The 22663-nt window shown below is 34.6% G+C and carries 21 protein-coding genes; 10 read left to right on the forward strand and 11 right to left on the reverse strand.

The annotated features are described in order from the left end of the window. Positions 1-64 precede the first annotated feature (64 nt). From AC5LWZ_RS03850 to AC5LWZ_RS03880, 7 genes are all read left to right on the forward strand, one after another. Positions 65-1654 carry an ATP-binding protein gene (locus AC5LWZ_RS03850; RefSeq protein ID WP_110448437.1) on the forward strand — a complete coding sequence of 530 codons (1590 nt, stop codon included), beginning with the start codon at positions 65-67 and terminating at the stop codon, positions 1652-1654. Between the two features lie 20 nt (positions 1655-1674). Continuing rightward, positions 1675-2376, forward strand: coding sequence for a response regulator (locus AC5LWZ_RS03855; protein ID WP_173795327.1), 702 nt, complete (start codon positions 1675-1677; stop codon positions 2374-2376). Positions 2377-2535: 159 nt separating this feature from the next. Then, positions 2536-3492 carry a glutathione S-transferase family protein gene (locus AC5LWZ_RS03860; RefSeq protein WP_493463996.1) on the forward strand — a complete coding sequence of 319 codons (957 nt, stop codon included), beginning with the start codon at positions 2536-2538 and terminating at the stop codon, positions 3490-3492. Positions 3493-3518: 26 nt separating this feature from the next. Beyond that, positions 3519-4259: an amino acid ABC transporter permease gene (locus AC5LWZ_RS03865; RefSeq protein WP_065613951.1), complete on the forward strand. Its 741-nt coding sequence runs from the start codon at positions 3519-3521 to the stop codon at positions 4257-4259. Continuing rightward, on the forward strand, positions 4256-5014 hold the full coding sequence (locus tag AC5LWZ_RS03870) for an amino acid ABC transporter ATP-binding protein (protein WP_198201259.1): 759 nt from the start codon (positions 4256-4258) through the stop codon (positions 5012-5014). The genes AC5LWZ_RS03865 and AC5LWZ_RS03870 overlap by 4 nt, the downstream gene beginning before the upstream one ends. A gap of 18 nt (positions 5015-5032) precedes the next feature. Continuing rightward, on the forward strand, positions 5033-5458 hold the full coding sequence (locus AC5LWZ_RS03875) for a GNAT family N-acetyltransferase (protein ID WP_493463997.1): 426 nt from the start codon (positions 5033-5035) through the stop codon (positions 5456-5458). A 62-nt stretch (positions 5459-5520) separates the two neighbouring features. After that, positions 5521-6342, forward strand: coding sequence for a transporter substrate-binding domain-containing protein (locus tag AC5LWZ_RS03880; RefSeq protein WP_493463998.1), 822 nt, complete (start codon positions 5521-5523; stop codon positions 6340-6342). A gap of 6 nt (positions 6343-6348) precedes the next feature. On the opposite strand, the gene AC5LWZ_RS03885 is transcribed toward AC5LWZ_RS03880, so the two are convergent. Continuing rightward, positions 6349-6615: a GyrI-like domain-containing protein gene (locus AC5LWZ_RS03885; protein ID WP_493463999.1), complete on the reverse strand. Its 267-nt coding sequence runs from the start codon at positions 6613-6615 to the stop codon at positions 6349-6351. Next, positions 6567-6815 carry a GyrI-like domain-containing protein gene (locus AC5LWZ_RS03890; protein WP_493464000.1) on the reverse strand — a complete coding sequence of 83 codons (249 nt, stop codon included), beginning with the start codon at positions 6813-6815 and terminating at the stop codon, positions 6567-6569. Before AC5LWZ_RS03890 ends, AC5LWZ_RS03885 begins: the two co-directional genes overlap by 49 nt. Before the next feature lie 302 nt (positions 6816-7117). On the opposite strand from AC5LWZ_RS03890, the gene AC5LWZ_RS03895 reads away from it, so the two are divergent. Continuing rightward, positions 7118-7981, forward strand: coding sequence for an RNA ligase family protein (locus tag AC5LWZ_RS03895; protein WP_173795297.1), 864 nt, complete (start codon positions 7118-7120; stop codon positions 7979-7981). Continuing rightward, on the forward strand, positions 7978-9117 hold the full coding sequence (locus AC5LWZ_RS03900; protein ID WP_294882644.1) for an AAA family ATPase: 1140 nt from the start codon (positions 7978-7980) through the stop codon (positions 9115-9117). The genes AC5LWZ_RS03895 and AC5LWZ_RS03900 overlap by 4 nt, the downstream gene beginning before the upstream one ends. 59 nt (positions 9118-9176) lie before the next feature. Here AC5LWZ_RS03900 and AC5LWZ_RS03905 read toward each other — a convergent pair whose 3' ends face one another. Together AC5LWZ_RS03905 and AC5LWZ_RS03910 are read right to left on the reverse strand one after the other, a co-directional pair. After that, positions 9177-10577: a glycoside hydrolase family 1 protein gene (locus AC5LWZ_RS03905; protein ID WP_493464001.1), complete on the reverse strand. Its 1401-nt coding sequence runs from the start codon at positions 10575-10577 to the stop codon at positions 9177-9179. Positions 10578-10587: 10 nt separating this feature from the next. Next, the gene (locus AC5LWZ_RS03910; protein WP_493464002.1) at positions 10588-12447 is read right to left on the reverse strand and encodes a beta-glucoside-specific PTS transporter subunit IIABC; all 1860 of its coding nucleotides are present in this window, start codon (positions 12445-12447) and stop codon (positions 10588-10590) included. A gap of 660 nt (positions 12448-13107) precedes the next feature. Between AC5LWZ_RS03910 and AC5LWZ_RS03915 the strand changes: the two genes are divergently transcribed. Next, on the forward strand, positions 13108-13242 hold the full coding sequence (locus AC5LWZ_RS03915; RefSeq protein WP_255518885.1) for a hypothetical protein: 135 nt from the start codon (positions 13108-13110) through the stop codon (positions 13240-13242). A gap of 38 nt (positions 13243-13280) precedes the next feature. Here AC5LWZ_RS03915 and citG read toward each other — a convergent pair whose 3' ends face one another. From citG to prlC, 7 genes are all read right to left on the reverse strand, one after another. Beyond that, positions 13281-14180 (reverse strand): triphosphoribosyl-dephospho-CoA synthase CitG, encoded by a 900-nt coding sequence (citG, locus tag AC5LWZ_RS03920; RefSeq protein ID WP_198201248.1) that lies wholly within the window; start codon positions 14178-14180, stop codon positions 13281-13283. Between the two features lie 26 nt (positions 14181-14206). Next, positions 14207-17182: a DNA translocase FtsK 4TM domain-containing protein gene (locus tag AC5LWZ_RS03925; RefSeq protein WP_493464003.1), complete on the reverse strand. Its 2976-nt coding sequence runs from the start codon at positions 17180-17182 to the stop codon at positions 14207-14209. Between the two features lie 91 nt (positions 17183-17273). Further along, the gene (locus tag AC5LWZ_RS03930; protein ID WP_294892769.1) at positions 17274-17804 is read right to left on the reverse strand and encodes a gamma carbonic anhydrase family protein; all 531 of its coding nucleotides are present in this window, start codon (positions 17802-17804) and stop codon (positions 17274-17276) included. Next, positions 17801-18973: a Bcr/CflA family multidrug efflux MFS transporter gene (locus AC5LWZ_RS03935; RefSeq protein WP_493464172.1), complete on the reverse strand. Its 1173-nt coding sequence runs from the start codon at positions 18971-18973 to the stop codon at positions 17801-17803. The genes AC5LWZ_RS03930 and AC5LWZ_RS03935 overlap by 4 nt, the downstream gene beginning before the upstream one ends. A 141-nt stretch (positions 18974-19114) precedes the next feature. Further along, positions 19115-19804: a 16S rRNA pseudouridine(516) synthase RsuA gene (gene rsuA, locus AC5LWZ_RS03940; RefSeq protein WP_493464004.1), complete on the reverse strand. Its 690-nt coding sequence runs from the start codon at positions 19802-19804 to the stop codon at positions 19115-19117. 15 nt (positions 19805-19819) lie between these two features. Then, positions 19820-20557 carry a class I SAM-dependent methyltransferase gene (locus AC5LWZ_RS03945; protein ID WP_198201240.1) on the reverse strand — a complete coding sequence of 246 codons (738 nt, stop codon included), beginning with the start codon at positions 20555-20557 and terminating at the stop codon, positions 19820-19822. Next, a complete protein-coding gene (gene prlC, locus AC5LWZ_RS03950) occupies positions 20544-22571 on the reverse strand; it encodes an oligopeptidase A (RefSeq protein WP_493464005.1) in 2028 nt (675 codons plus the stop codon). Before prlC ends, AC5LWZ_RS03945 begins: the two co-directional genes overlap by 14 nt. Positions 22572-22663 lie beyond the last annotated feature (92 nt).

Raw genomic sequence — 22663 nt, forward strand, 5'->3', positions numbered from 1 at the left:
CTAAGTTTTTTTATGCTGTGTTACACTCCTCAGCAGATACAGCAATTATTTATTAAGTATAAAAATGCGAAAACGAATACATCTGTCATTTACGACAAAATTATTTTTATCTCTTTTAATCTTTTCATTGGTGGTTTTAGCATTGCTGCAAAGCTACATATGGAATGTGACAGAAAATGCCTTATATCGTAGTTTAGGCGAAAAAGCTCAAATTCAGGCGAAAGAGTTAGCTGTGATTCCTAGCTTAATAAAATATGTAGAAGATAAAGATACTGAACAAATCGCTAAACTTGTTTCAGATATTTTTGAACAAAGTGATGCGAGTTATATTGTTATAGGTGATGCTAAAGCTTATCGGTTATTTCATACGGCTAATAATTCAATATATTTACCCATGGTTGGTGATGACAATCAGGAGGTGTTAAGTGGTATTAGTAGCACCACAATAAGTCAAGGATCTTTAGGTTTAGCCCTAAGAGGTAAAGCGCCGATTATTAGCAATGGAAAAGTAATTGGTATTGTTTCGGTTGGTTATATGGTAGATGATATTTATGCGTCACATATAAAACAATTTATTCCATTCATTATTTTTTGTTCATTTTTATTCTTTGCGCTGTTTATATTTTCTTTATGCTTTGCTAGAGCTATCAAAAAACAGATGTTTAATTTAGAACCTCAAGCAATTGCACTATTGGTAAAGAGTCAGAAATCAATCATGGAATCAATATTTGAAGGTATTATTGCCATTGATCTTGATTACAAGATTATCAATATCAACCAATCAGCAAGGCGTATGTTAAATATTGATATCGATGATAATAGTCTGCTTAATCATGATTTATCTAATTTTATTAAATCAACGGATTTTCTTTATGGTAGTACCAATCAGACTAAAGATGTTCATGACCATATTTGCTATTTCAATAATATTATCGTTATTGCTAATCGTATTCGCGTAATTGTTGATGATGAAATTCAAGGATGGGTGATCACCTTCCGAAATTATGATGATATTAATTTATTAAGTATGCAATTAACTCAAGTTACGCAGTATGTGGATAATTTGCGCGCCTTAAGACATGAACACCTTAACTGGATGGCAACGTTATCAGGTTTAATTTATATGAAACGATATGAAGAAGCGGAATCATTTATTGCGCTACATTCTGCTGATAATCAACAAAATCTAGATTTCATTACCAGCCATTTTCAGGTTCCGGCTATTTGTGGTTTATTAATTGGTAAATATTCTAAGTCGCATGAAATTGGCTTAAAATTGTTTTTTGATCCCGCCTGCTATTTAGAAGCATTGCCTTCCAAGATAACTGAAGCCGAATTTATGTCGATATTAGGTAATTTATTGGACAATGCCTTTAATGCGTGTTTAAAAAATAATCAAGGTGATAAATCTATCCATCTATTTTTAAGTGATAGAACCGATGAAATTGTTTTAGAAGTCAGTGATCAGGGTTGTGGTATAGACGATAAAATCCGCAATTCAATTTTCCAACCGGGGGTAACCTCACAAAATTCGAACGAACATGGTATAGGTTTACATTTAGTTTCTACATATGTGAAAAAAGCTAACGGATATATCACATTTGAAGATAATGAACCTTATGGAACGATTTTTTCTGTTTTTATACCAAAGTAGTTAACAGAGGTGAATAAAGTATGTATGAAATAAAAGAAGATACAATTAAAGTTCTTATTGTTGAAGATGAGCCCATTTTAGCTGAATTAAATGCCGAATTTATTCAACGAGACACCAAAGTAGAAGTTATTGGAATCGCTGCAACTTTGGAAGAAGCGAAAGTGATGGTTGAAAAATTAAAACCAACATTAATTTTATTAGATAATTACCTACCTGATGGAAAAGGAATTGAATTATTTGAATATATTATTAATAATAATTTAGATTGTTATGTTATTTTTATTACTGCTGCGAGTGATATGGATACCTGTAGTAAAGCGATACGTTTTGGCGCTTTTGATTATTTAATCAAACCGGTATCTTATCAGCGCTTAAAACATTCACTTGAACGTTTTGAACTGTTTTTATATCGTCAAAGTTTGCAAAAACATGTGAATCAAAGACGTATTGATGAACTTTTTAATCTACAAACTAAAGACTTTGTTGATATTAATCGCCACTCCAAAGGTATTGAAGAAATTACCTTACAAAAAGTTAAAGATCTATTTATGCAAACAAATGAACCGCAAACAGTAGATCAAATTGTCGAAAAAGCCAATATTAGTAAAACCACCGCTAGACGATATTTAGAATATTGTGTGCAAACTAAATTATTAACGGTTGAGCTTAACCATGGCAAAATAGGTCGTCCTGAAAGGCTTTATAAAAGATTAGGAAAGTAATTTTTTTCGCAAAGTTGGTTATTAATCCTACGTTATATAATTTATGATTATATAAATATGCTTATTGATTATTTTATTGCCTAAATATTTGATGCTAGATTGAATTAATCCAATTGTTGGATGATTTAAATTGCAGTATCAAAGAATAGGAGTAAGCGTATGTCTATAGGAAAAGTAGTAACGACTGAAAATAATGAAATCAGTAAAGATGGTGCTTTTGTCCGTCAAACTAACCGATTTGACACTCCCTTTGGTAATGAACCTGGCTTGTTACCTGTTGAAGCAGGTCGTTATCGACTGATTTGGGCTGTAATTTGCCCTTGGGCTCATCGCCAAATGATAGCCATCAAGTTATTGGGTTTAGAGGATGTTATTAGTGTAGGTAAGGTTTCTCCTATAAGAACACCACATGGTTGGGAGTTTTCACTTGATCCCAATGGCGTTGATCCGGTGTTAGGGATTCGTTATTTACCGGAACTTTATGCTAAAACCGATCCAGAATATAATGGGCGAGCAACAGTACCTACTGTAGTTGACGTAAAAACAGGCAAAGTTGTTAACAATGATTATTTTAGATTAACTAATTATTGGGAAACTGTTTTTAAGCCGTTTCATAAAGCTGGTGCACCAGATCTCTATCCAGAACATTTGCGTACTGAAATTGATAAATTGAATGATGTGATATTTCATGAAGTTAACAATGGCGTTTATAAAGCAGGCTTTGCTCGATCACAACCAGCTTATGAGCATGCTTACCATCTCGTTTTTAACCAGTTAGATAAATTAGAACAACGATTAAGCAAATCTCGTTATCTTTTTGGTGATAATATCACTGATTCAGATATCCGTTTATATGTCACTTTGGCTAGGTTTGATGTTGCCTATTACGCTGCATTCAACACTAATCGAAATCGAATTATCGATTATCCTAATTTGTGGGGTTATGCCCGAGATCTCTATCAAATTCCCGCTTTTGGCAATACGACTGATTTTGAGGCGATTAAAAAAGGTTATTTTTTGAGTAATAACGCCCATAATCCTTATGATATTTTGCCGTTAGGGCCTGATGTTAGTAATTGGAAAACACCACATAATCGAGATAAACAATTTAGTTAATTAATTTTAATATTGGGATAATGCAGATGCCAAATATTATTGATTTTGGATTGATTTTCACCCAAATACCGACGTTACTGGCTTATTTGCCAGTAACACTCTTTATCACCATCTTTTCGATGTTACTTGGCGTAATATTAGGTCTAGTTATTGCAATAATTAAAATGAATAAAATACCGGTATTAACGCAAATAGCAGCGGTATTTGTTTCATTTATAAGAGGAACCCCATTATTGGTACAACTTTATTTAAGTTTTTATGGCCTACCAATTTTATTACGTTATGTTAATTACTTTTTTGATACAGATTTTAATATTAATGGGCTTCCGGCAATATTGTTTGTATTGATAGCCTTTTCTTTTAATGAAGCAGCTTATAACTCTGAAACAATTCGTGCCGCATTACAATCTGTAAATAAGGGGCAAATCGAAGCTGCACAATCGTTAGGTATGACATATAGTCAAGTTTTACGTCGTATTGTTATTCCTGAAGCATTTATAGTTGCACTGCCTAACTTAGGTAATACTTTAATCGGATTACTAAAAGGAACTTCACTGGCATTTGTTTGTTCGGTAACTGAAATGACTGGTAGAGGTAAAACTTTAGCTGGTCATAGCTATCGTTATTTTGAAGTTTATATTTCACTGGCTCTAATTTATTGGGCATTAACCATATTAATTGAATTATTAGTCAAATATTTAGAGAACCGATTAACGATTAGTGAAGATAAAAATACTCCAAGTTACCGAAGAGGGAAATGGCTATGATTCATGTTAATAATCTCACTTTATCTTTTCATGGTAATTGCATTTTAAATCAAATTAATTTTGCTATTAAACCACATGAAATCGTTGCAATTATTGGCGCATCGGGAGCAGGAAAATCGACCCTTTTACGTTGTTTAAATTTATTGGAAAAACCTCAAGCTGGTAATATCACTATTGATAACATGTCGTTTGATGTCAGTAAATCTAAACGAGATCAAATTGTTAAATTTCGTCAACAAACAGCGATGGTTTTTCAACAGTTTAATCTTTTTCCACAAAAGAATGCTTTAGAAAATGTTATGGAAGGGTTACTGATTGTAAAAAAATACTCTCGAGAGAAAGCTGAAAAAATTGCTTACGACAAACTCGTTGAAGTTGGTCTTGCTGATAGAGTAAACCACTATCCAAAACAACTATCAGGTGGTCAACAACAAAGGGTTGCTATTGCGAGAGCGTTAGCCATGAATCCTAAGGTTTTATTACTTGATGAACCTACCTCTGCATTAGATCCTGAGTTAGTCGGCGAAGTATTGGCAACGATAAAAATGGCGGCAAAATCGGGTATTACGATGATATTAGTTTCTCATGAAATGAGTTTTGTGCATGATATAGCCAGCCGAGTTTTGTTCTTAGATAAAGGGCAAATTATTGAAGATGGATCGCCTAAACAAGTTTTTTTAAATCCTGTTCATCAAAGAACAAAAGATTTTTTATCTAGATATTATTCAGCAATGCAAATGGATTATGAGATTTAATCAGTAAATGAGGTACTAATGGGGATTATTATTCAACAACACTGTGATGATATTAATTGGCAAGAAGTTGCTGATTTACTGGCATTTTATGACCTAAGTTCGTTCGATGCGATAACTCAAGAACAAGTCTTTAAAAGAAGCTATGCGGTAGTTTTTTTATTGGAGAATAATCATGTGGTGGGGGTGGGTAGAGCACTATCAGATGGAATTTGTCAGGCAGCGATTTATAACATTGCTTTGGCTAAACACTTACATGGTCAGCAATATGGTAGGCTAATTGTCGATAAGCTTATTGAACAAGTAAAGGATTGTAATATTATTCTTTATACACATCCTCAAACGGTTGAATTTTATAAGAACTTAGGTTTTGATTTAATGAAAACTGGTATGGCCATATATCAAACAGATCATCGGCAGCAAATGAAAGAAATGGGATTCATTTAGATAGCCTAATTGACTAGCATTTTAATAATATTAACTAATTTTAACTACAGAGGATCGGCGTTATGAATCTAAAAAAATGGTATAGCTTTTTGATCTTGGCTGTTTTATCACTGATTGGATGTGATAATCAAAATAAAAACACCCAAAGTACTAAAGTAGAAAAAATCGTTATTGCAACATCAGGCGCACCAAGTCCTTTTACGACAGTCAATGATAAAGGAGAGCTGACTGGCTATGATATCGATGTGGTTAAAGCCATATTTGCCAAACAACCACAATATGAAATTAATTTTGAAATTACAGAATTTCCATCGGTACTTGCAGGACTTGATTCTCAAAGGTATCAAGTTGGTGCTAATAATTATGCAATGAATGAAAAACGTAAGGAGAAGTATTTTTATTCCGATCCAATCTTTAAAAATCAATATGTAATCGCAGTAGCTAAAAATAATAATAATATCAATCGTTTTAGTGATCTTAATGGAAAATCTACAGAAGTATCACCTGGACTAAACTATGCTACAGCTTTAGAAACCTATAATCAGCAAAACCCTAATAATCCTGTCAAAATTGTTTATAGTGAAGCTGATTTATTACCTGTTTTACAACATGTTGAAAGCGGTCAATATGATTTTCAGTTAATTGATAAAGTAATGTTATCGCAATATATTAGTGAACATCATCTCAATTTAAAAATAATTGAACTAAGTAAGGAAGATGAAGATCGTATTGCTTCACCATTTAGTTATCTTTTAATTAGTAAAAGTAGTAGAGGGGAACAATTAACCAAAGATATCAATGAAGGTATCAAAAAAATTATTAGTAGTGGTGAACTAGCACAAATTAGTCAGCGTTATTTTGCTGCTGATTATTCACCTAAATAATGAATATCAATGGTCTAACAGCGGTAAATAAACATCCGTTATCATCTGTTCTAGTTTAATGGTCGGACCAACATTGACATAATGAAAAATTGGGGGGAAATCTCCCAGTTTTTCTCCGCTATTTGGTAACCATTGTTTGAGTAAATAAATAATAGCTTGATTATCATATCTCGAACCAATATCTCTGGTTTTTGCACAGCGGAGTTGGGGAATCGTTTTATTTATTACTCCATAAATGTTAGTAGTAATAGGTTCATCAATAGCGATACCCAAATCGACATGATGTAGTTCCGGCGGCGTTGATTTGGATTGGTATAATGAATGCCGTAGTTTCTATATTTATTATCTAAAAGCTGATTTTCTTGTCGCCATTTTATGAGTTTGTTCACTGATTCATGTTTTAACTCAGGCGTGCCATAATGCTCAATAACGGCTAACTGTGTCATCGGGAATAATACGATTTCGACATCCATATAAACCTCAAAATTTATCAATGATAGTGATCTTGTCGAATCTTAATACTGATTAAATATATAAAAAAATCCAATTTCACTTGACAATAGATCTGCTGAAAAAGATAATGGCGCCGTTTTTTTAATCTAATATTTATATTTTTTGTGAGGTGGCAAAATGCCTGTATTTAACACTTTATCTTAATGCCGACATGGTATCTTCTATTTTATTGTCTTTTAGCTTTTTCTAAAGCGTCTACGTTGCAGTTCAATCTATAGATCTTCGCCTTGTCGGTTTTCCCTAATTTTTTGGAGAAAACAAAATGACAATGGAAACTTATATTCAAAACTTAGAATTAATTAAATACCCACGAACTCCACATTTGCAAAGTTCACGTTTACAATTTGGCGATAGTGAGCATGGACAGCTACCTTACGATCAGTTAGCAGGGCAATATATTGTGGTTGAAGAAAAACTTGATGGGGCCAACTGTGCAATCAGTTTTTCAGAAAGTGGTGAACTATTACTACAATCACGTGGCCATTACTTAATAGGAGGGAGTCGCGAACGTCAATTTAATCTATTTAAACATTGGGCAACGGTCCATGAAGGCTGGTTAATTGAACGTTTAGAAGATCGCTATATTATGTATGGTGAGTGGCTACATAAAAAACACGCTATTTTTTATGATGCATTACCACATTATTTTTGTGAATTTGATGTTTGGGATAGGCATAATAATTGTTTCTTATCGACTCGAAAGCGTCATGAATTATTGGCCGATGGTCCTATTTTATCTGTTCCGGTATTGTTTATGGGAATTGCACCAGAAAAATTAAGTGATTTATTAGCACTCGTGAAAAATTCTTTAGCTAAAACAATTGACTGGCGAAGTTGTTTTGAAAAAATTGTCACACAAGAAAAGCTTGATTTAATCAAAGCTTGGCAACAGTGTGATAACTCTGATTTGATGGAAGGATTATATTTAAAAATCGAATCAGCAAATACTACAACTGGTCGTTTGAAGTGGGTTAGGCAGGATTTTGTGCAAGCTATATTAGATGCTGGGCAACATCATTTACAACAACCATTTATTCCTAATCAATTAGCTAACAATGTTGAGCTTTATTCGCCACAACTAACAATAAATTGGAATAGTGGCTTAGTATTTGGAGGTGATTTATGAGTTATTCACAGTTACAACAAGAGATCGCCTACAGTATCAGCCAAGATAACTTTGACCAGTGGTTAGACTGTATTCCTGAGTTGAATAAATTGACTATTACACCACAAGATCCGATTTATCATGGTGAAGGAAATGTTTGGATTCATACTCAAATGGTATTAAGGGCTTTAATTGCTCAAGATGATTTTGCAGCATCTTCTGATGAAGATAAGTTTGTACTGTTTATGACTGCTTTATTACATGATATTGCCAAACCAGAAACGACAATTATTGATGAAATAAGTGGTCGAATTTCACAACCACGACATTCGCAAAAAGGCGAGATAAGTAGTCGAATATTATTATGGCGAAATGGCGTTCCTTTTGAATTACGGGAAAAAATTTGTCGAATTATCCGAGTGCATCAAATACCATTTTATGCTTTAAGTGATGATAATAACTATAAATCACCGCAATGGTTAATTCATCGGCTTTCATGGCAACTTCCTGTTTGGATGTTATGTATGCAAGCTAAAGCAGATATACTGGGTCGTATTAGTGCTGATAAAGCTCGAATGGTTGATGAAGTTGAACTCTTCAAACAATTAGCTTTAGAAGAAGAGTGTTTATATCAACCACGGCAATTTATTGATGATTATACGCGAATACAATATTTTCGAGGTAGCAATGTGTTACCTGATTATGCGTTATATCCTCAAAAAGGGCCTAAAGTCATCTTACTATCGGGGTTGCCTGCATCAGGTAAAAATAGCTGGATAAGTAAATACTATCCAAATTTACCGGTTGCATCATATGATGATGCTCGTAATCAACTTAAATTGAAGCATGGTCAAAATGAAGGTTTAGTGATTCAATTTGTATTAGCAAAGGTAAAACAATACTTAAGAGAGAATCAGTCATTTATTTGGAATGCTACTCACTTATCACGAGATATGCGAGAAAAAGCATTGGATTTACTTTATGCTTATCATGCCGAAGTTGAAATTGTTTATCTTGAGCAGTCAGAAAAAACATTATATCAACGTAATTCAAGTCGAGATACTAGCTTGCCAAACAAGAAAATTACTCAAATGCTTTCTAAATGGCAAGTACCATTACCGACAGAGGCACATAAGGTAACTTATCTAGTTAATTAGCAGTATTTAAATAAATTATGATGGGCCTTTCAGCGCCCATCATGTTTAGTTTTGCATTATTATTTAATACCGTTATCTTTGATGACTTGCTGATACCAATAAAAACTATCTTTTTTAATTCGATTAAGCGTTTTTAAATCATGATCATCTCGATCGACATAGACAAAGCCATAACGTTTTTTGAAACCTTGATGTGAACTTAGTAAATCGATAACTGACCATGGACAATATCCAAATAACTCAACACCATCTTCAATCGCATCATGACAAGCTAAGATATGCGATTTTATATAATCAATGCGATAATCATCATGTACTTTATTGTCAGCAGTTAAAATATCTGGTGTACCTAAGCCATTTTCTGTAATGATCAGTGGTAAACGATATTGGCGATAATATTCATTTAATACCAGTCTTAGACCCATAGGGTCAATTTGTGCACCATAAGTTGAGGCGACCAAATTTGGATTTTTCTCGATCTTGAAATAACCATAAAGATCAAAATCGATATCTTTTTCTTTGCTACCAAACGGATGGCTATCATCTTCTGGTAGGTAACTAGCCACTAATGTCCGATAATAATTTACGGCAATAAAATCTGGCTTAGCTTGTTTTAAAATTTGCGCATCTTCTGATTGAGTAATAGGATAGATACCACAACGATTTAAGTAATTTTTATAATACCCAGGATAGTCACCAAAGCAGTACATTTCAAGTGCATAGTTGGTTTTGAAATTGTCATTCATTTTCGCCGCCCAAACATCCATGGGTTTGTTACTTGCAGGGTAGGTCATGGTTGATGATACCGCTGGCCCAACTTTACTACCTGAAATTAGTTCATGACAGTCATTGGTTGCCATTGCATGAGCAACAAACATATGATAATCCATTTGAGCTCTCACTTTTTCAACCTCATGAGCCGCAACTTTATACATGTTCATTCTTTCGTTAACACGGATCATCAGATTTTGTTCGTTATTAATCTGCCAATGTTTTACTCGATCGCCGAATGCTTGATAACATATTTGCGCATAACGTCTAAATGCATCAACACAACGACGATCTTGCCAACCATTATATTTATCAACTAAGGCGAATGGTAAATCAAAATGATAAAGAGTAATAAACGGAATGATATCGTTCTTGATTAATTCATTGATGACTTTGTTGTAGAAATTAATGCCTGCTTGATTTATTTCACCATCACCATCGGGAATAATACGCGCCCATGATATAGAAAAGCGATAAGTTTTTAGTCCTAACTCTTTAAATAACGCAATATCACTTTCAACATGATGATAAAAATCACTGGCGACTTTACTGTCGGCTTGTATAGTAGAGCGTTGAAATGAATTGTAATCGGCAACGGTCATTCCTTTCCCATCCGCATCCCACCCACCTTCAATTTGAAATGCAGAAGATGATGCTCCCCACCAAAAATCCTTAGCAAAAGCTTTCATAACTAAACCTCTAAACTTGAATAAATAATAAATTGTCATTATTACTAACATGAGTTAGTTGACAATAATCTATATGTTTATATTGATCTGAATTAACCACAATAATCGAAGTTGTTAAATCAAATTGTTGTTCGATTTTTTCGATATTAAAGGAAACAATTTTGCTTCCTTTAGTAATATGTTGACCAGTTTCTACATAAGACTGGAAATATTTACCTTGTAAGTTAACTGTGTCAATACCAATATGGATCAGTAGCTCAATACCGTTATCTAATTTTAGGCCAATTGCATGTAAAGTAGGGTAGAGTACGGTAATGGTACAATCTGCTGGGGCAAAGATTTCACCAGCTTTAGGGTAAATTGCTACTCCTTTGCCCATCGCTCCTGAAGCAAATACTTCATCTTTAACTTGATTTAGCGCAATAACTTCGCCGGCAACTGGCGATAGAATGGTTGTATCATTTGTTAATGGTTGGCTAGATGAGGTTTGAATTGTCTTTGACTCTTCTTCATTTGCGATATCGTTAAAGCCAACAAGCATCGTCATAATGCATGAGCCAAAAAAAGCGAAACCTATACCAATTAAGTAACATAAGAAAGCTTTGGTTCCGGCTTCAGCATAAACCGGGATTGTCAGTATGCCTTGATTGGCAAAAGCGGTTCCATAAGAACCTCCCCAGCCCATTAAACCACCAGCGAGTGCACCACATATAACTGCACAAACCATTGGTCTTTTCAATCTAAGATTTGCTCCATAAATAGCCGGTTCGGAAATACCGAATAAGGCGGTTATTGTCGCTGAAGCAGCAACTGTTTTTAGATTCTTATTTTTAGTTTTAAAAAATACACCTAAAGCAGCGCCGGCTTGTGAAAAATTAGCTGCACCAGCAAAAGCAAGTAAACTTTGATGTCCTGTTTGGGCGACATCATTAATGCCGATTGGTACGATAGCGCGGTGGGCACCAAAGATAACTAAAATACACCATACACCACCAATAAATGCACCTAATAAGATAGGACTAACTCCCATAATGTAGTAATAGACCCAGTTTATAAATTCGCCGATATAGATACCAATTGGGCCGAAAATAAGTAATGTAGCTGGAATCATGACGAGCAATGAACATGTAGGCACCATGATGATTTTTAACACTTCTGGAATAATATAATCTAGAAATCTTTGTACATAACTTAAAATGAACACCGCTAATATAATAGGTATAACACTTGATGTGTAACTAGCTTTGGTGAGTTCGATTGCAAACAGCGTTACCTCGGTGTTACTGGTCATTAAATTGACGATTGATGGATAACATAAAGTAGCACCAATAATCATGGAAATAAATTCATGAGCTTTGAAGACTCTAGCCGCAGTGTAACCTAATATAATTGGCATAAAATAGAAAACTGCATCTGATGCCGCATGCAAAATAGTATAGGTGTTATAGCTTTTAATATCAGTCTGATAGTAATAGTTACCAATCATAACGGCAATAGCTAGAATTCCTTTTAGCATTCCTGATGCTGCGATAGCCGGAATAATTGGTGTGAAAATAGCGGCAAAAGCATTAAGTATTTTTACAGCTAAAGATAGTTTAGGTTCTGTTTGATTATTTCGTTTTACATCACCGATGAATGAGACTAATTGCTCATAAACTTTAGTGACTTTATTACCTAAAACCACTTGATATTGTCCACTCCCTTCAACAACAGAAATTACACCTTCTGTTTGTAATAATTTTTCACGATTAGCGGTTTGGTTATCGTGTAATTGGAAGCGTAATCGAGTAAAGCAGTGGGTAAAATTAATAATATTTTCTTTACCGCCCACCAATTGTAAAATTTGTTGGGCTATTTGGGGATAGTCCATTATTTTCTCCATTACTTAAAGAATGGTTATACGTTGAAAAAAACTAAACACACTAAAAATCATTGCGTTAATATTAATTAAAAAAATAAATATTATTGATAATATTTGTTTTTTTCTATTAAATTTAATTTTTATCATTTTATGAAGTGGTTGCAAGCTAGCATAGTTTATAAGTTTAGACAAGTTTGTCTTAACTATTGCCAAATAATTTAATGAGAAATGTTGGTAAATAGGATAATTGTTGGTATATAAAAGTGCATAAATCAAATAAGCTAAGAGAAATTTTAATAACTTTTTTCTTTTTCTGTGTATGCGCAATATATCTATTATTCTTTATTAAATACTTTATTTTATAGTAATAAATTTATTGATAATTATTACTTATATATTGGTTAGCGCTTACTTTTTTAATCATTATTAAGATTATGTTGGTTGTTTTTTAATTATCACCTTTTGTTTCCTAGCTTAATTCGATCAGAAATATAGCTATCAACTACAATACTTTTATCGATCCAATAATGAGTACTCTAGTTATAATTATTTAATTTTTTATTTTTTCTGTTATTAAAATGTTCTCGTCGTAGTTAGTAATTAAATAAAGTGTGAGATAGACTGAAGTATGAAGTGCTTTAATTTAGATTATCTTAGGATATTTACACAATGAATGACTACATTATTAATTTTGGGTTAGTGAATGAACCTGAAATGATGCTTAATAACGGCCGTTTATTTTACTTTAGCTGGCGTGACAATCGTTACGGTGCTTTTATCAATAATTTATTGGTTACCGCTTAACCATCAATTTTTATTAGAACTTTTATAAGCAAAATTAGTTAATTTTGAGCTGCATAATGAGATAAAAACCATGTAACTGCGATAAGATCCGCTGAGCCACCAGGACTTAGGTGGCGTTTTATCAGTTCGTCATCTAACTTAGCAATCATTTCTAGTCCATTTGGATGCAAAACGCCACCTTGCTGGATTAAATCTCTTGCTTCATTTTGCACGAATTCTAATCCGGCCAGTCCTCCTCTAGAAACTAGGTTTGTGTCTTGATTGTAAGCTAATAAGTATAGCATTGCTTGTAATAGGGCTGATTCTTCATCATAGCCACTATTCAACATGTCTTGATAAATTGGTAATGATATCTCACGTGCGGTTGTATATCCTGATTCAGCTTCGCCTCTTGCACCAGTAAGATTATGTTGTTTAAAAAGCCGTTCTCCTACTGAGTGGCTGCGGTTATTTTGTGATAATTCGTTATTAACCATACCGTGGCAAATGTTAGCTACCTCATTACAGATCATCGGAATAGTTGTCTGTAATTTAAGTTGCTCTAATTTACCGATGGCACTTAGTAATAGACCAAAGGCAAATATTCCACCTTTATGCGTATTAATCTGTTTAGTTGCACTAAACATTGCTGTTTCACATTCAAGGCCAATTGGTCGAATATTTGCTAAAAAATCAGGTGCTGCAACGTTGGCATTATGTTTTCCATAATGATAAAAACGTTCAAACCAATTTGAAATGGCATTAATACTTGTTATGAATGTTTGAAAACTCATATCGTGATGTGCGCCATTATTGTTCATATCTACCAATCCAGGTTTGGGTGATAAGCAGATCTCTCTAATTAATGCTTGTACCGCTAATATTGTCGGTGAGCTCAGAAAATTTTCACTTATTAATTTCGATTCTAAGCTAATTACTTGCGATAAATAATTACTCATGGAATAGGCTGCCTTTACAATTAAGCTTAATAATCATTATGAGATGCTTGAGCAAGTACTTCTCGATTACCATTATGGGCAGGTGCACTTATAATGCCTTCCATTTCCATTTGTTCCACAATTCGTGCGGCTCGGTTATAACCAATTCTAAATTTACGTTGGACACTGGATATTGATGCTCTACGAGTTTCAATGACGAAAGAAACCACTTGATCAAACAATGGATCAAGTTCTTCATCAATAGTATCAAAGCTACCACTTTCACTATCGTCGGTGGAGACTGTTACATTTTCAATATATTTAGGCTTACCACGGGCTTTCCAATCTTGTACGACGGCATGAACTTCTTCATCACGGACAAAAGCGCCATGAACACGAACAGGAATAGAGCTATTAGGTGCTAAATAGAGCATATCACCCATACCAAGCAGAGATTCCGCACCCATTTGATCTAAAATGGTTCGTGAGTCAATTTTACTTGAAACTGTAAATGCAATACGGGTTGGTATATTGGCTTTAATTAAACCGGTAATAACATCAACAGAAGGTCTTTGAGTTGCTAGTACCAAATGAATACCTGCAGCTCGGGCTTTTTGTGCTAGTCGAGCAATTAACTCTTCAACTTTTTTACCAACAGCCATAATTAAATCGGCAAATTCATCAACCATAACCACAATATATGGAAGTTTTTCAAGCGTCGGCATTTCTAGATCCATACTATCGGTTGGTTTCCAAAGTGGATCAGGAATTGGTCGCCCCATCTCTTCAGCGAGCTTGATTTTCTCATTAAAACCAGCAATGTTACGCACCCCTAACGCTGACATTAATCGATAGCGTTTTTCCATTTCATTCACACACCAGTTAAGCGCATTTGCCGCATCTTTCATATCGGTGACGACTTGAGTTAATAGGTGTGGTATTCCTTCATAGATAGAGAGCTCTAACATTTTAGGATCAATCATGATGAACCTAACATCTTCCGGTTGTGATTTGTATAAAATGCTTAATATCATGGCATTAACACCAACCGATTTCCCTGAACCTGTTGTCCCTGCGACTAATAAGTGAGGCATTTTTGCTAAATCAGCAACCACCGATTGTCCAGCAATGTCTTTTCCTAAAACGACAGTAAGTGGAGATTGAGCGTTTTTGAATTGTGGACTATCTAATACTTCTCTGAAATAAACGGTTTGTCGATTTTGATTAGGTAATTCAATACCGACATAAGGTTTACCAGGTATTACTTCTACAACCCTCACTGATGGCATAGATAAGGAACGAGCTAAATCTCGATCCAGTGTTGATATTCTGGCAGCTTTGATACCCGGAGCTAGTTCAATTTCAAACCTCGTAATCACTGGTCCTGGTAAATAATCAACAACGCGTGCTTTTACTCGATAATCCGATAAACTTTTTTCAATTTGCTGTGACATTGCATTTAAGGCAACATGATCAACTTCAATTCGTGTCGTTGGTGGTGGCGTTAATAAACTTAACGACGGTAATGGGGTAGTTGGCTTGGGTAAAGGTTTATCATTACGTTGTAATAACGGATGAATTAAGCTTTCTCCCTCATCTTCATTATCTTCTTCGGTATTTTCATCGATAATCGGTGCCGTTTGAGTTAAAGAGATTAGTGGTTGTGTCGTTTCTTCGATAGCAACATCATTTAAATAAATATCATCTATAGTAGGATTTTCTTGTTTAAGAAGTGAGATATCAACATCCTCAGGTATCTCAAAGTTGTCTGGAATATCATTGGTTTGATAATGATTATATTCTGGGGTAATGCTTAGTGATATTTCATCCTCAACTGGTTTTATTACAGTTGGTTCTATCACACTCTCGTTATTAAAAGTAGGATGATTTATATCTATTTCAGGTTCATGATGTTCCATAGTAAATAACGGTTTACTTGGCGCATCGGCAATCGTGTATTTATCTTCTTCGAATGGTTGAATGATATCTTGACTATCCTTTTGCTCATTAGATTCCGCCAAATTAGTAGAATTAGTTGTACCACCTTCATTCATATTTTTTAAAATGGTTTCCATTCGCGCTAATATTGCATCAGGATCAAGGTCTTTTTTGTTTACCTTTTCAGTTACATCATGAGTTTCGTCTGTAGTTGTAGTGTTAGCTTCGATCGTTTGTAATAATTGTGCTGCCGTTTTTATGAATTTTTCATCATTTTGTAATGAAATCGGATCTGGATCTATTGTTGATTCGGCTTTCTCCGTATCTATTTTAGCGGCTATTTCTGCAGTATTCGTAGCCAAGTTGGTTAGTTCAAGACTATCTTGGCTACTACCATCCATATCAAGATGTAAATCAATCTGTGGTTCTTTTTCTTCTATAGATGCTTCATCATTTTGATTTTGCTCAACTGATTGTGTCACTTTATCTGGCGTAAATAACCATTTTATTGGCGATAGTATTAACATAACTAACGCCCCGATTTTTTCAAATAGATAAAGCCAAGAAAAGCCAGTCAATAATGTAACACAAGCTAAGGTTGTTGCTAGTAAAGCTAAAGAGGTTACTAAGCTGCTCATAACTGGTAACAAACTTTCAATAACTATTGAGCCTAGATAACCACCGGCTTGGAATTGTTCTGGGTCACGAATATTTAAGGTAAAAAAACCACAACAACTAAGTACAAAAGCTAATATACCAATAATTCGAAATGAAACACTGAAATAGTTAATTGGTTCATTACTATGACGATAAAAATAGCCCATTAACTGTAAGCAAAAGAAAATAATAATAATAGGTAAACTATAAGCAATCAGTCCAAAAAATTGAAATACGATATCAGCAGCATATGCACCAATATAACCACCAAAATTGCTAATAGGATTATGCCAAGCCGTACGTGACCACCCCGGATCCGATGGGTTGTAAGTAAAAAGTGATAAAAATAAACAAACAGACAATCCTATTAATGTTAATAGAATTAATTGAATAATAATCTGTCTTCTAGTAATTTTAAATTTTTTCAAACACGTACCTAAAAGCTATTTTAATTAAAATTTTAGCTATTTTATCATAAATTAAACCCACTTATAGCGTGAATGAGAGATAAAAAGTAATTTATTGATATGAATTCAATTCGATCAAGGTTTGATTAAATCTTTGCGCATTTAATACATAGTGTTGAGCATTTGTAATGTTGGCTAGAATTTCTTTCTCAGTCAATTTACGAATAATTTTAGCTGGAGATCCCATAATTAGGCAACCTTCTTCATATGGTAAGCTGTGAGTAACCAGCGAGTTAGCGCCTACTAAGCAATTTTTGGCAATTTTAGCATTATTTAAAATTGTGCTACCCATACCAATTAAAACATTATCTTCGACCGTGCAACTATGTAAAATGACGTTATGGCCAATTGTTACGTTTTCACCAATAATACATGGAACTTTAGTTTCAATATGAATCGTAGAGTTATCTTGAACATTACTGTTTTTACCAATATGTATCTTGGCGATATCACCACGTAAAACTGCATTAAACCAAATAGATACATTTTCATCTAAAACCACATCACCAATAATATCGGCAGAGTTGGCAACAAAGCAAGTTGGATTAATTTGTGGTTTTAAGTTGTCTAATTGATAAATCATGTTTTTTTCCTTGTTATATTTCTAACACTCAAAAATAAACCGACGGCTAAGAAGTTACAGATCACCATTGAACCAACCATCAACCATTCAGTTAAATTATTCGTAACTGAGGTTGTAGTCTGTGTTGAAACGAGTGTAGAAAGTAAAACACCAATAGCGCCGGCAACCGCAAAGCGAATCGTGCCTGCAAGTGAGGATGCGGTTCCGGCGATATGAGAATAACAATCAAGAATTACCGCCATGCAATTCCCTCCTATGGTTGAAATACAACCGATATAACCAGCAATAAATATGACTAAAAAGAAAAATCCTAAGTAAAATATACTGGTAATTGCCATACCAATTGTCATTACAAACTGAATTAATAATCCTAATTGTATCATTTTTATCGAGCCAACTCGTCGTACCAGACGGCTATTTAGGGTGTTCATAAATATCATAACTAAAATATTTATAGCAAAGTAATAACCAAAATTGATTGAAGCAACACCATGTAAATTAATATAAACAAATGGCCCCAGACTGAGAAATGAGAATAGTCCTGCTCCAGAAAATGCGCCAATCATCATATAAGTAAATACTTGCCTATGTCTAAATAATGCAATGAAATTACTTAAAATTCTAATGATGCTAAATTTATCACGTTTCGATTTGGCTAAGGTTTCTGGGATATTGATTGTTACCAAGCCTAGGCAGATGATAGCCATTAAACTAAGAACATAAAAGTTTGCTTGCCAGTCAAACCAAAATAGAATAAAACCGCCAATAATTGGTGCAAGTAGTGGGGCAATATTGGAGATGAGCATGACAAAAGACATCATTTTTGAAAACTCATCACGATCACGATAAATATCTTTCATTAATGCATTAATGACAATGGTAGTTGCCGATGCCGCTATGCCATGAAAAAAGCGGGCAGTAATTAATTGATTTATATTAGCAGCTAGACCACAACATAATGCAGCAATGATGAAGATAATTAGCCCAAAAGTTAAAACTTTTCGTCGTCCATAGCTATCGGTTAGGGGGCCAAATAAAAGTTGGCCTAGTGAAAATCCTAATAAATAACAACTTATCGTTAATTGTACAGTGGAGTCAGCAACATTAAATTTTTCGGCAATAGTTGGCATACTTGGCAAATACATATCAATGGATAATGGCATCAACATTGAAATCAAACCAAGAATAAAAATGAGTGCTTGTTTAGAAACTTTGATTTCTATTTGCGGATCTTGTGTTTGCACGTCGTCATTCCTTTGGAGCTAAAATTTAGCAAAAAAATCATTATTTATTCAATCTAATCAAAAATACTAATTAAACGAATTGATCTCGTCCTGAGTAAGTGGCCGATATTCACCTTCAGGTATATCAAGAACAATATTGCCGATCTGTTTGCGATGTAATTGGGTGACATGGTTATTTACCGCTGTGAACATTCGTTTTACTTGGTGATATCGCCCTTCGCTTATAGTGAGTTCTGCATGATAATCGTCAATGATAATCAATTTAGCTGGTTCGGTCAGAGTTTTTTCACTTTTTAACTGAATGCCTTGTTTAAAGATATCAATAAGATTAGCGGTAAGTGGTTGTTCAACCGTCACTTGATAAACTTTTTCACAATGATGTTTAGGTGATGTTATACGATGTGACCACTTACCATCATCGGTTAATAAAACCAAACCAGTGGTATCAAGATCCAGTCTGCCTGCTGAATGCAGTTTTTCTGCCATAGGTTCATCAATAAAATAGAGGATAGTTGGATGATCTGGATCATCAGTAGAGCAGACATACCCTTGTGGTTTATTGAGCATAAAGTAGCGATTTTCGGTAATAGGTACGATTTCGAAACCATCATATTCTACAATTTGATCTGGTGAGATATGATAAGCCCCTGATTTGACAATATCACCATTAACGGTAACTTTTTGGGCTTTAAGTTCTTTACTGACTATTGTTCGACTCACACCTAAATGGTGAGCAAGAAATTTATCCAGTCGCATATTTAAATACTGTTCCTATATACAATCTAATGGTGTATAAATATCAAAACGATGATTTTTAGTTTTAATTTCAGCCGTTGGTTTTTGATTGGCTAAAAATGGTGCATAATCAGGCCGTTTGACAACAACTCGTTTTTTGGCTAATCGCCTTGCCGGTTCGAGCAAACTTTCGGCATCAAGATCACTACCGACTAATTGTTGAAAAATACGCATCTCTTTTTTGACTAATGCACTTTTTTGTCGATGTGGAAACATCGGATCAAGGTACACAACATCAGGTTTATCTTGATATAAGCTGAGTCCATGTAAGCTTGAATTATAAATTAAACGTAACTGTTTTTGTAATAATTGACCAATAGTCGGATCTTGATAAGCACGATCAAGGCCATCAGCGAGTAAGGCGGCGACCACAGGATGACGCTCAAACATTGTAACTTGACAGCCAATAGAAGCTAATACGAAGGCATCTCGTCCTAATCCAGCAGTGGCATCTATAACGGTTGGTAAGTAATTACCTTTAACGCCAACGGCTTTAGCGATTGCCTCACCACGACCACCACCAAATTGACGGCGATGTGCCATTGTGCCTGACACAAAATTAACTGCGACTGCCCCTAATTTTGGCTCATCGGTTTTTTGTAACTCAAGTTGATGAGCTTGACTAACTAAAACAAATGGAAGTTTGATATGATCAGATAACCACTGCTCAGCTAATTGTTTTAGCTGAGCAGTATTGATATTAGTGGATTCCATAGTGACGAAGTAATGCCTCAAGTTGTGGCTCACGGCCACGGAAATTTTTAAACAGTGTCATAGGTTCATCACTGCCACCCTGCGACAAAATATTATCGAGAAATGCATTACCGGTTGATTCATTAAAAATCCCTTCTTCTTCAAAACGAGAAAATGCATCTGCTGATAAAACTTCCGCCCAAAGATAACTATAATAACCAGCCGCATAACCACCAGCAAAAATATGGCTAAACGCATGCGGGAACCGTCCCCAATCAACAGTAGGTACTACTGCAACTTGTTGTCTGACCTGTTTTAATGTCTCTAAAATATCCGGTGCTTTGTTACTATGTAGTTTAAAATCAAATAAACCAAATTCTAATTGACGTAAAATAAATAATGCTGCTTGGAAGTTTTTAGCATCTAGCATTTTATCTAACATCTCTTTAGGTAAAGGTTCTCCTGTTAGATAATGACCGGATATAAATTCTAAAGCTTCAGGTTGCCAGCACCAATTTTCTAAAAATTGACTTGGTAATTCAACGGCATCCCATGGAACTCCATTAATACCTGCTACCGACGACACTTCAATTTCAGTCAACATATGATGTAATCCATGACCAAATTCATGGAATAACGTGGTGACTTCATTGTGGGTGAATAAAGCTGGTTTGTCACCAATTGGGCGATTAAAGTTACAGGTTAAATAAGCTACAGGTTTTTGCAAGTGACCATCGGCAAAACGCATTTGGCCAATACAATCATCCATCCAAGCTCCACCGCGTTTATGCTCACGGGCATATAGGTCGAGATAAAAACTACCTTTTAATTCTCCATTAGCAGCATAAAGATCATAGAATTTTACCTCTGGCGCCCAAACTTCTACGTCATGGCGTTGTTTAGCGGTAATACCAAAAATACGACGTACGACTTCAAATAATCCACTAACGACACGTTGTTCAGGGAAATAGGGACGAAGCTCTTCATCATTGATAGTATATAGATGTTGTTTTTGTTTTTCGCTGTAATAAGCGATATCCCAAGGTTTAATATCACTAGCTCCAAAGAACTCATAAGCATATCTTTTTAAATCGGCTAACTCTTTTTCACCTTGCGGTTTGGCCTTGCTAGCTAAATCAGTTAAAAAGACAGTAACTTGAGCAGTAGTTTCAGCCATTTTGGTCGCTAATGATTTGTCAGCATAAGTTTCAAAACCGAGTAATTTAGCGAGTTCATCACGAAGTGATAAAATTTGTTTAATAATATCGGTATTATCCCATTTACCTGCATTAGGCCCTTGATCGGATGCGCGAGTATTATATGCTTGATAAAGTTCAAAGCGTAAGTCTCGATTATCACAGTAAGTCATAATCGGTAAATAACTTGGCATATCTAAAGTCAGTAACCAACCTTCTTGATTTTTAGCTTTTGCCTGTTCTTTTGCTGCTGCTAAGGCACTTTCAGGTAATCCAGACAAGTCGTCAACATTAGTAATTAGTTTGGACCATCCCATTGTTGCATCTAATACATTGTTACTATATTGCGATGATAATTCTGAAAGTTTAGCAACAATTTCACCGTAACGTTTTTGTTTATCATCTGATAAGCCGATTCCAGATAATTCAAAATCACGTAAGGCATTGTCGATCACCTTTTTCTGTGCCTTACTTAAATTTTCATAATGCTTGCTATTTTTAAGTTGTTTGTAAGCTTGATATAATGGTTTATATTGTCCAACCCAAGTGCTGTATTCCGAGAGTAGTGGTAAACAAGCTTCATAAGCTTCACGTAATTCAGGACTATTTTTTACTGAATTAAGATGACTAACTGGTGACCACGCTCGGCTAAATTTTTCATCCATTTCATCAATGGGTTGTATTAGGTTATCCCAAGTGTATTCACTATTTTGTTCCAATACTGATTCGATTGTTTTACGACAGTTGTTTAATGTCTCTTGAATAGCAGGCAGAACATGCTCAGGTTTAATTTTTGAAAATTGGGGTAATGATGAATTGCTTAATAGTGGGTTAGTCATACTGCGATACCTTATGCGAATGATTATGGTTCTTAATAAAACATTATGTTGTGGCTAAAAACCTTAATTCAAGTCAAAATGCTGATTGGGTT

Source organism: Gilliamella sp. LMG 34362, from assembly GCF_984569125.1.

Bases quoted from the DNA above. Each gene is read 5' to 3' on its own strand.
- AC5LWZ_RS03850 (WP_110448437.1), top strand. From the start codon at position 65: ATGCGAAAACGAATACATCTGTCATTTACGACAAAATTATTTTTATCT.
- AC5LWZ_RS03855 (WP_173795327.1), top strand. From the start codon at position 1,675: ATGTATGAAATAAAAGAAGATACAATTAAAGTTCTTATTGTTGAAGAT.
- AC5LWZ_RS03860 (WP_493463996.1), top strand. From the start codon at position 2,536: ATGTCTATAGGAAAAGTAGTAACGACTGAAAATAATGAAATCAGTAAA.
- AC5LWZ_RS03865 (WP_065613951.1), top strand. From the start codon at position 3,519: ATGCCAAATATTATTGATTTTGGATTGATTTTCACCCAAATACCGACG.
- AC5LWZ_RS03870 (WP_198201259.1), top strand. From the start codon at position 4,256: ATGATTCATGTTAATAATCTCACTTTATCTTTTCATGGTAATTGCATT.
- AC5LWZ_RS03875 (WP_493463997.1), top strand. From the start codon at position 5,033: ATGGGGATTATTATTCAACAACACTGTGATGATATTAATTGGCAAGAA.
- AC5LWZ_RS03880 (WP_493463998.1), top strand. From the start codon at position 5,521: ATGAATCTAAAAAAATGGTATAGCTTTTTGATCTTGGCTGTTTTATCA.
- AC5LWZ_RS03890 (WP_493464000.1), bottom strand. From the start codon at position 6,815: ATGGATGTCGAAATCGTATTATTCCCGATGACACAGTTAGCCGTTATT.
- AC5LWZ_RS03895 (WP_173795297.1), top strand. From the start codon at position 7,118: ATGACAATGGAAACTTATATTCAAAACTTAGAATTAATTAAATACCCA.
- AC5LWZ_RS03900 (WP_294882644.1), top strand. From the start codon at position 7,978: ATGAGTTATTCACAGTTACAACAAGAGATCGCCTACAGTATCAGCCAA.
- AC5LWZ_RS03905 (WP_493464001.1), bottom strand. From the start codon at position 10,577: ATGAAAGCTTTTGCTAAGGATTTTTGGTGGGGAGCATCATCTTCTGCA.
- AC5LWZ_RS03910 (WP_493464002.1), bottom strand. From the start codon at position 12,447: ATGGACTATCCCCAAATAGCCCAACAAATTTTACAATTGGTGGGCGGT.
- AC5LWZ_RS03915 (WP_255518885.1), top strand. From the start codon at position 13,108: ATGAATGACTACATTATTAATTTTGGGTTAGTGAATGAACCTGAAATG.
- citG (WP_198201248.1), bottom strand. From the start codon at position 14,180: ATGAGTAATTATTTATCGCAAGTAATTAGCTTAGAATCGAAATTAATA.
- AC5LWZ_RS03930 (WP_294892769.1), bottom strand. From the start codon at position 17,804: ATGATTTATCAATTAGACAACTTAAAACCACAAATTAATCCAACTTGC.
- AC5LWZ_RS03935 (WP_493464172.1), bottom strand. From the start codon at position 18,973: ATGTTGATGCCATTATCCATTGATATGTATTTGCCAAGTATGCCAACT.
- rsuA (WP_493464004.1), bottom strand. From the start codon at position 19,804: ATGCGACTGGATAAATTTCTTGCTCACCATTTAGGTGTGAGTCGAACA.
- AC5LWZ_RS03945 (WP_198201240.1), bottom strand. From the start codon at position 20,557: ATGGAATCCACTAATATCAATACTGCTCAGCTAAAACAATTAGCTGAG.
- prlC (WP_493464005.1), bottom strand. From the start codon at position 22,571: ATGACTAACCCACTATTAAGCAATTCATCATTACCCCAATTTTCAAAA.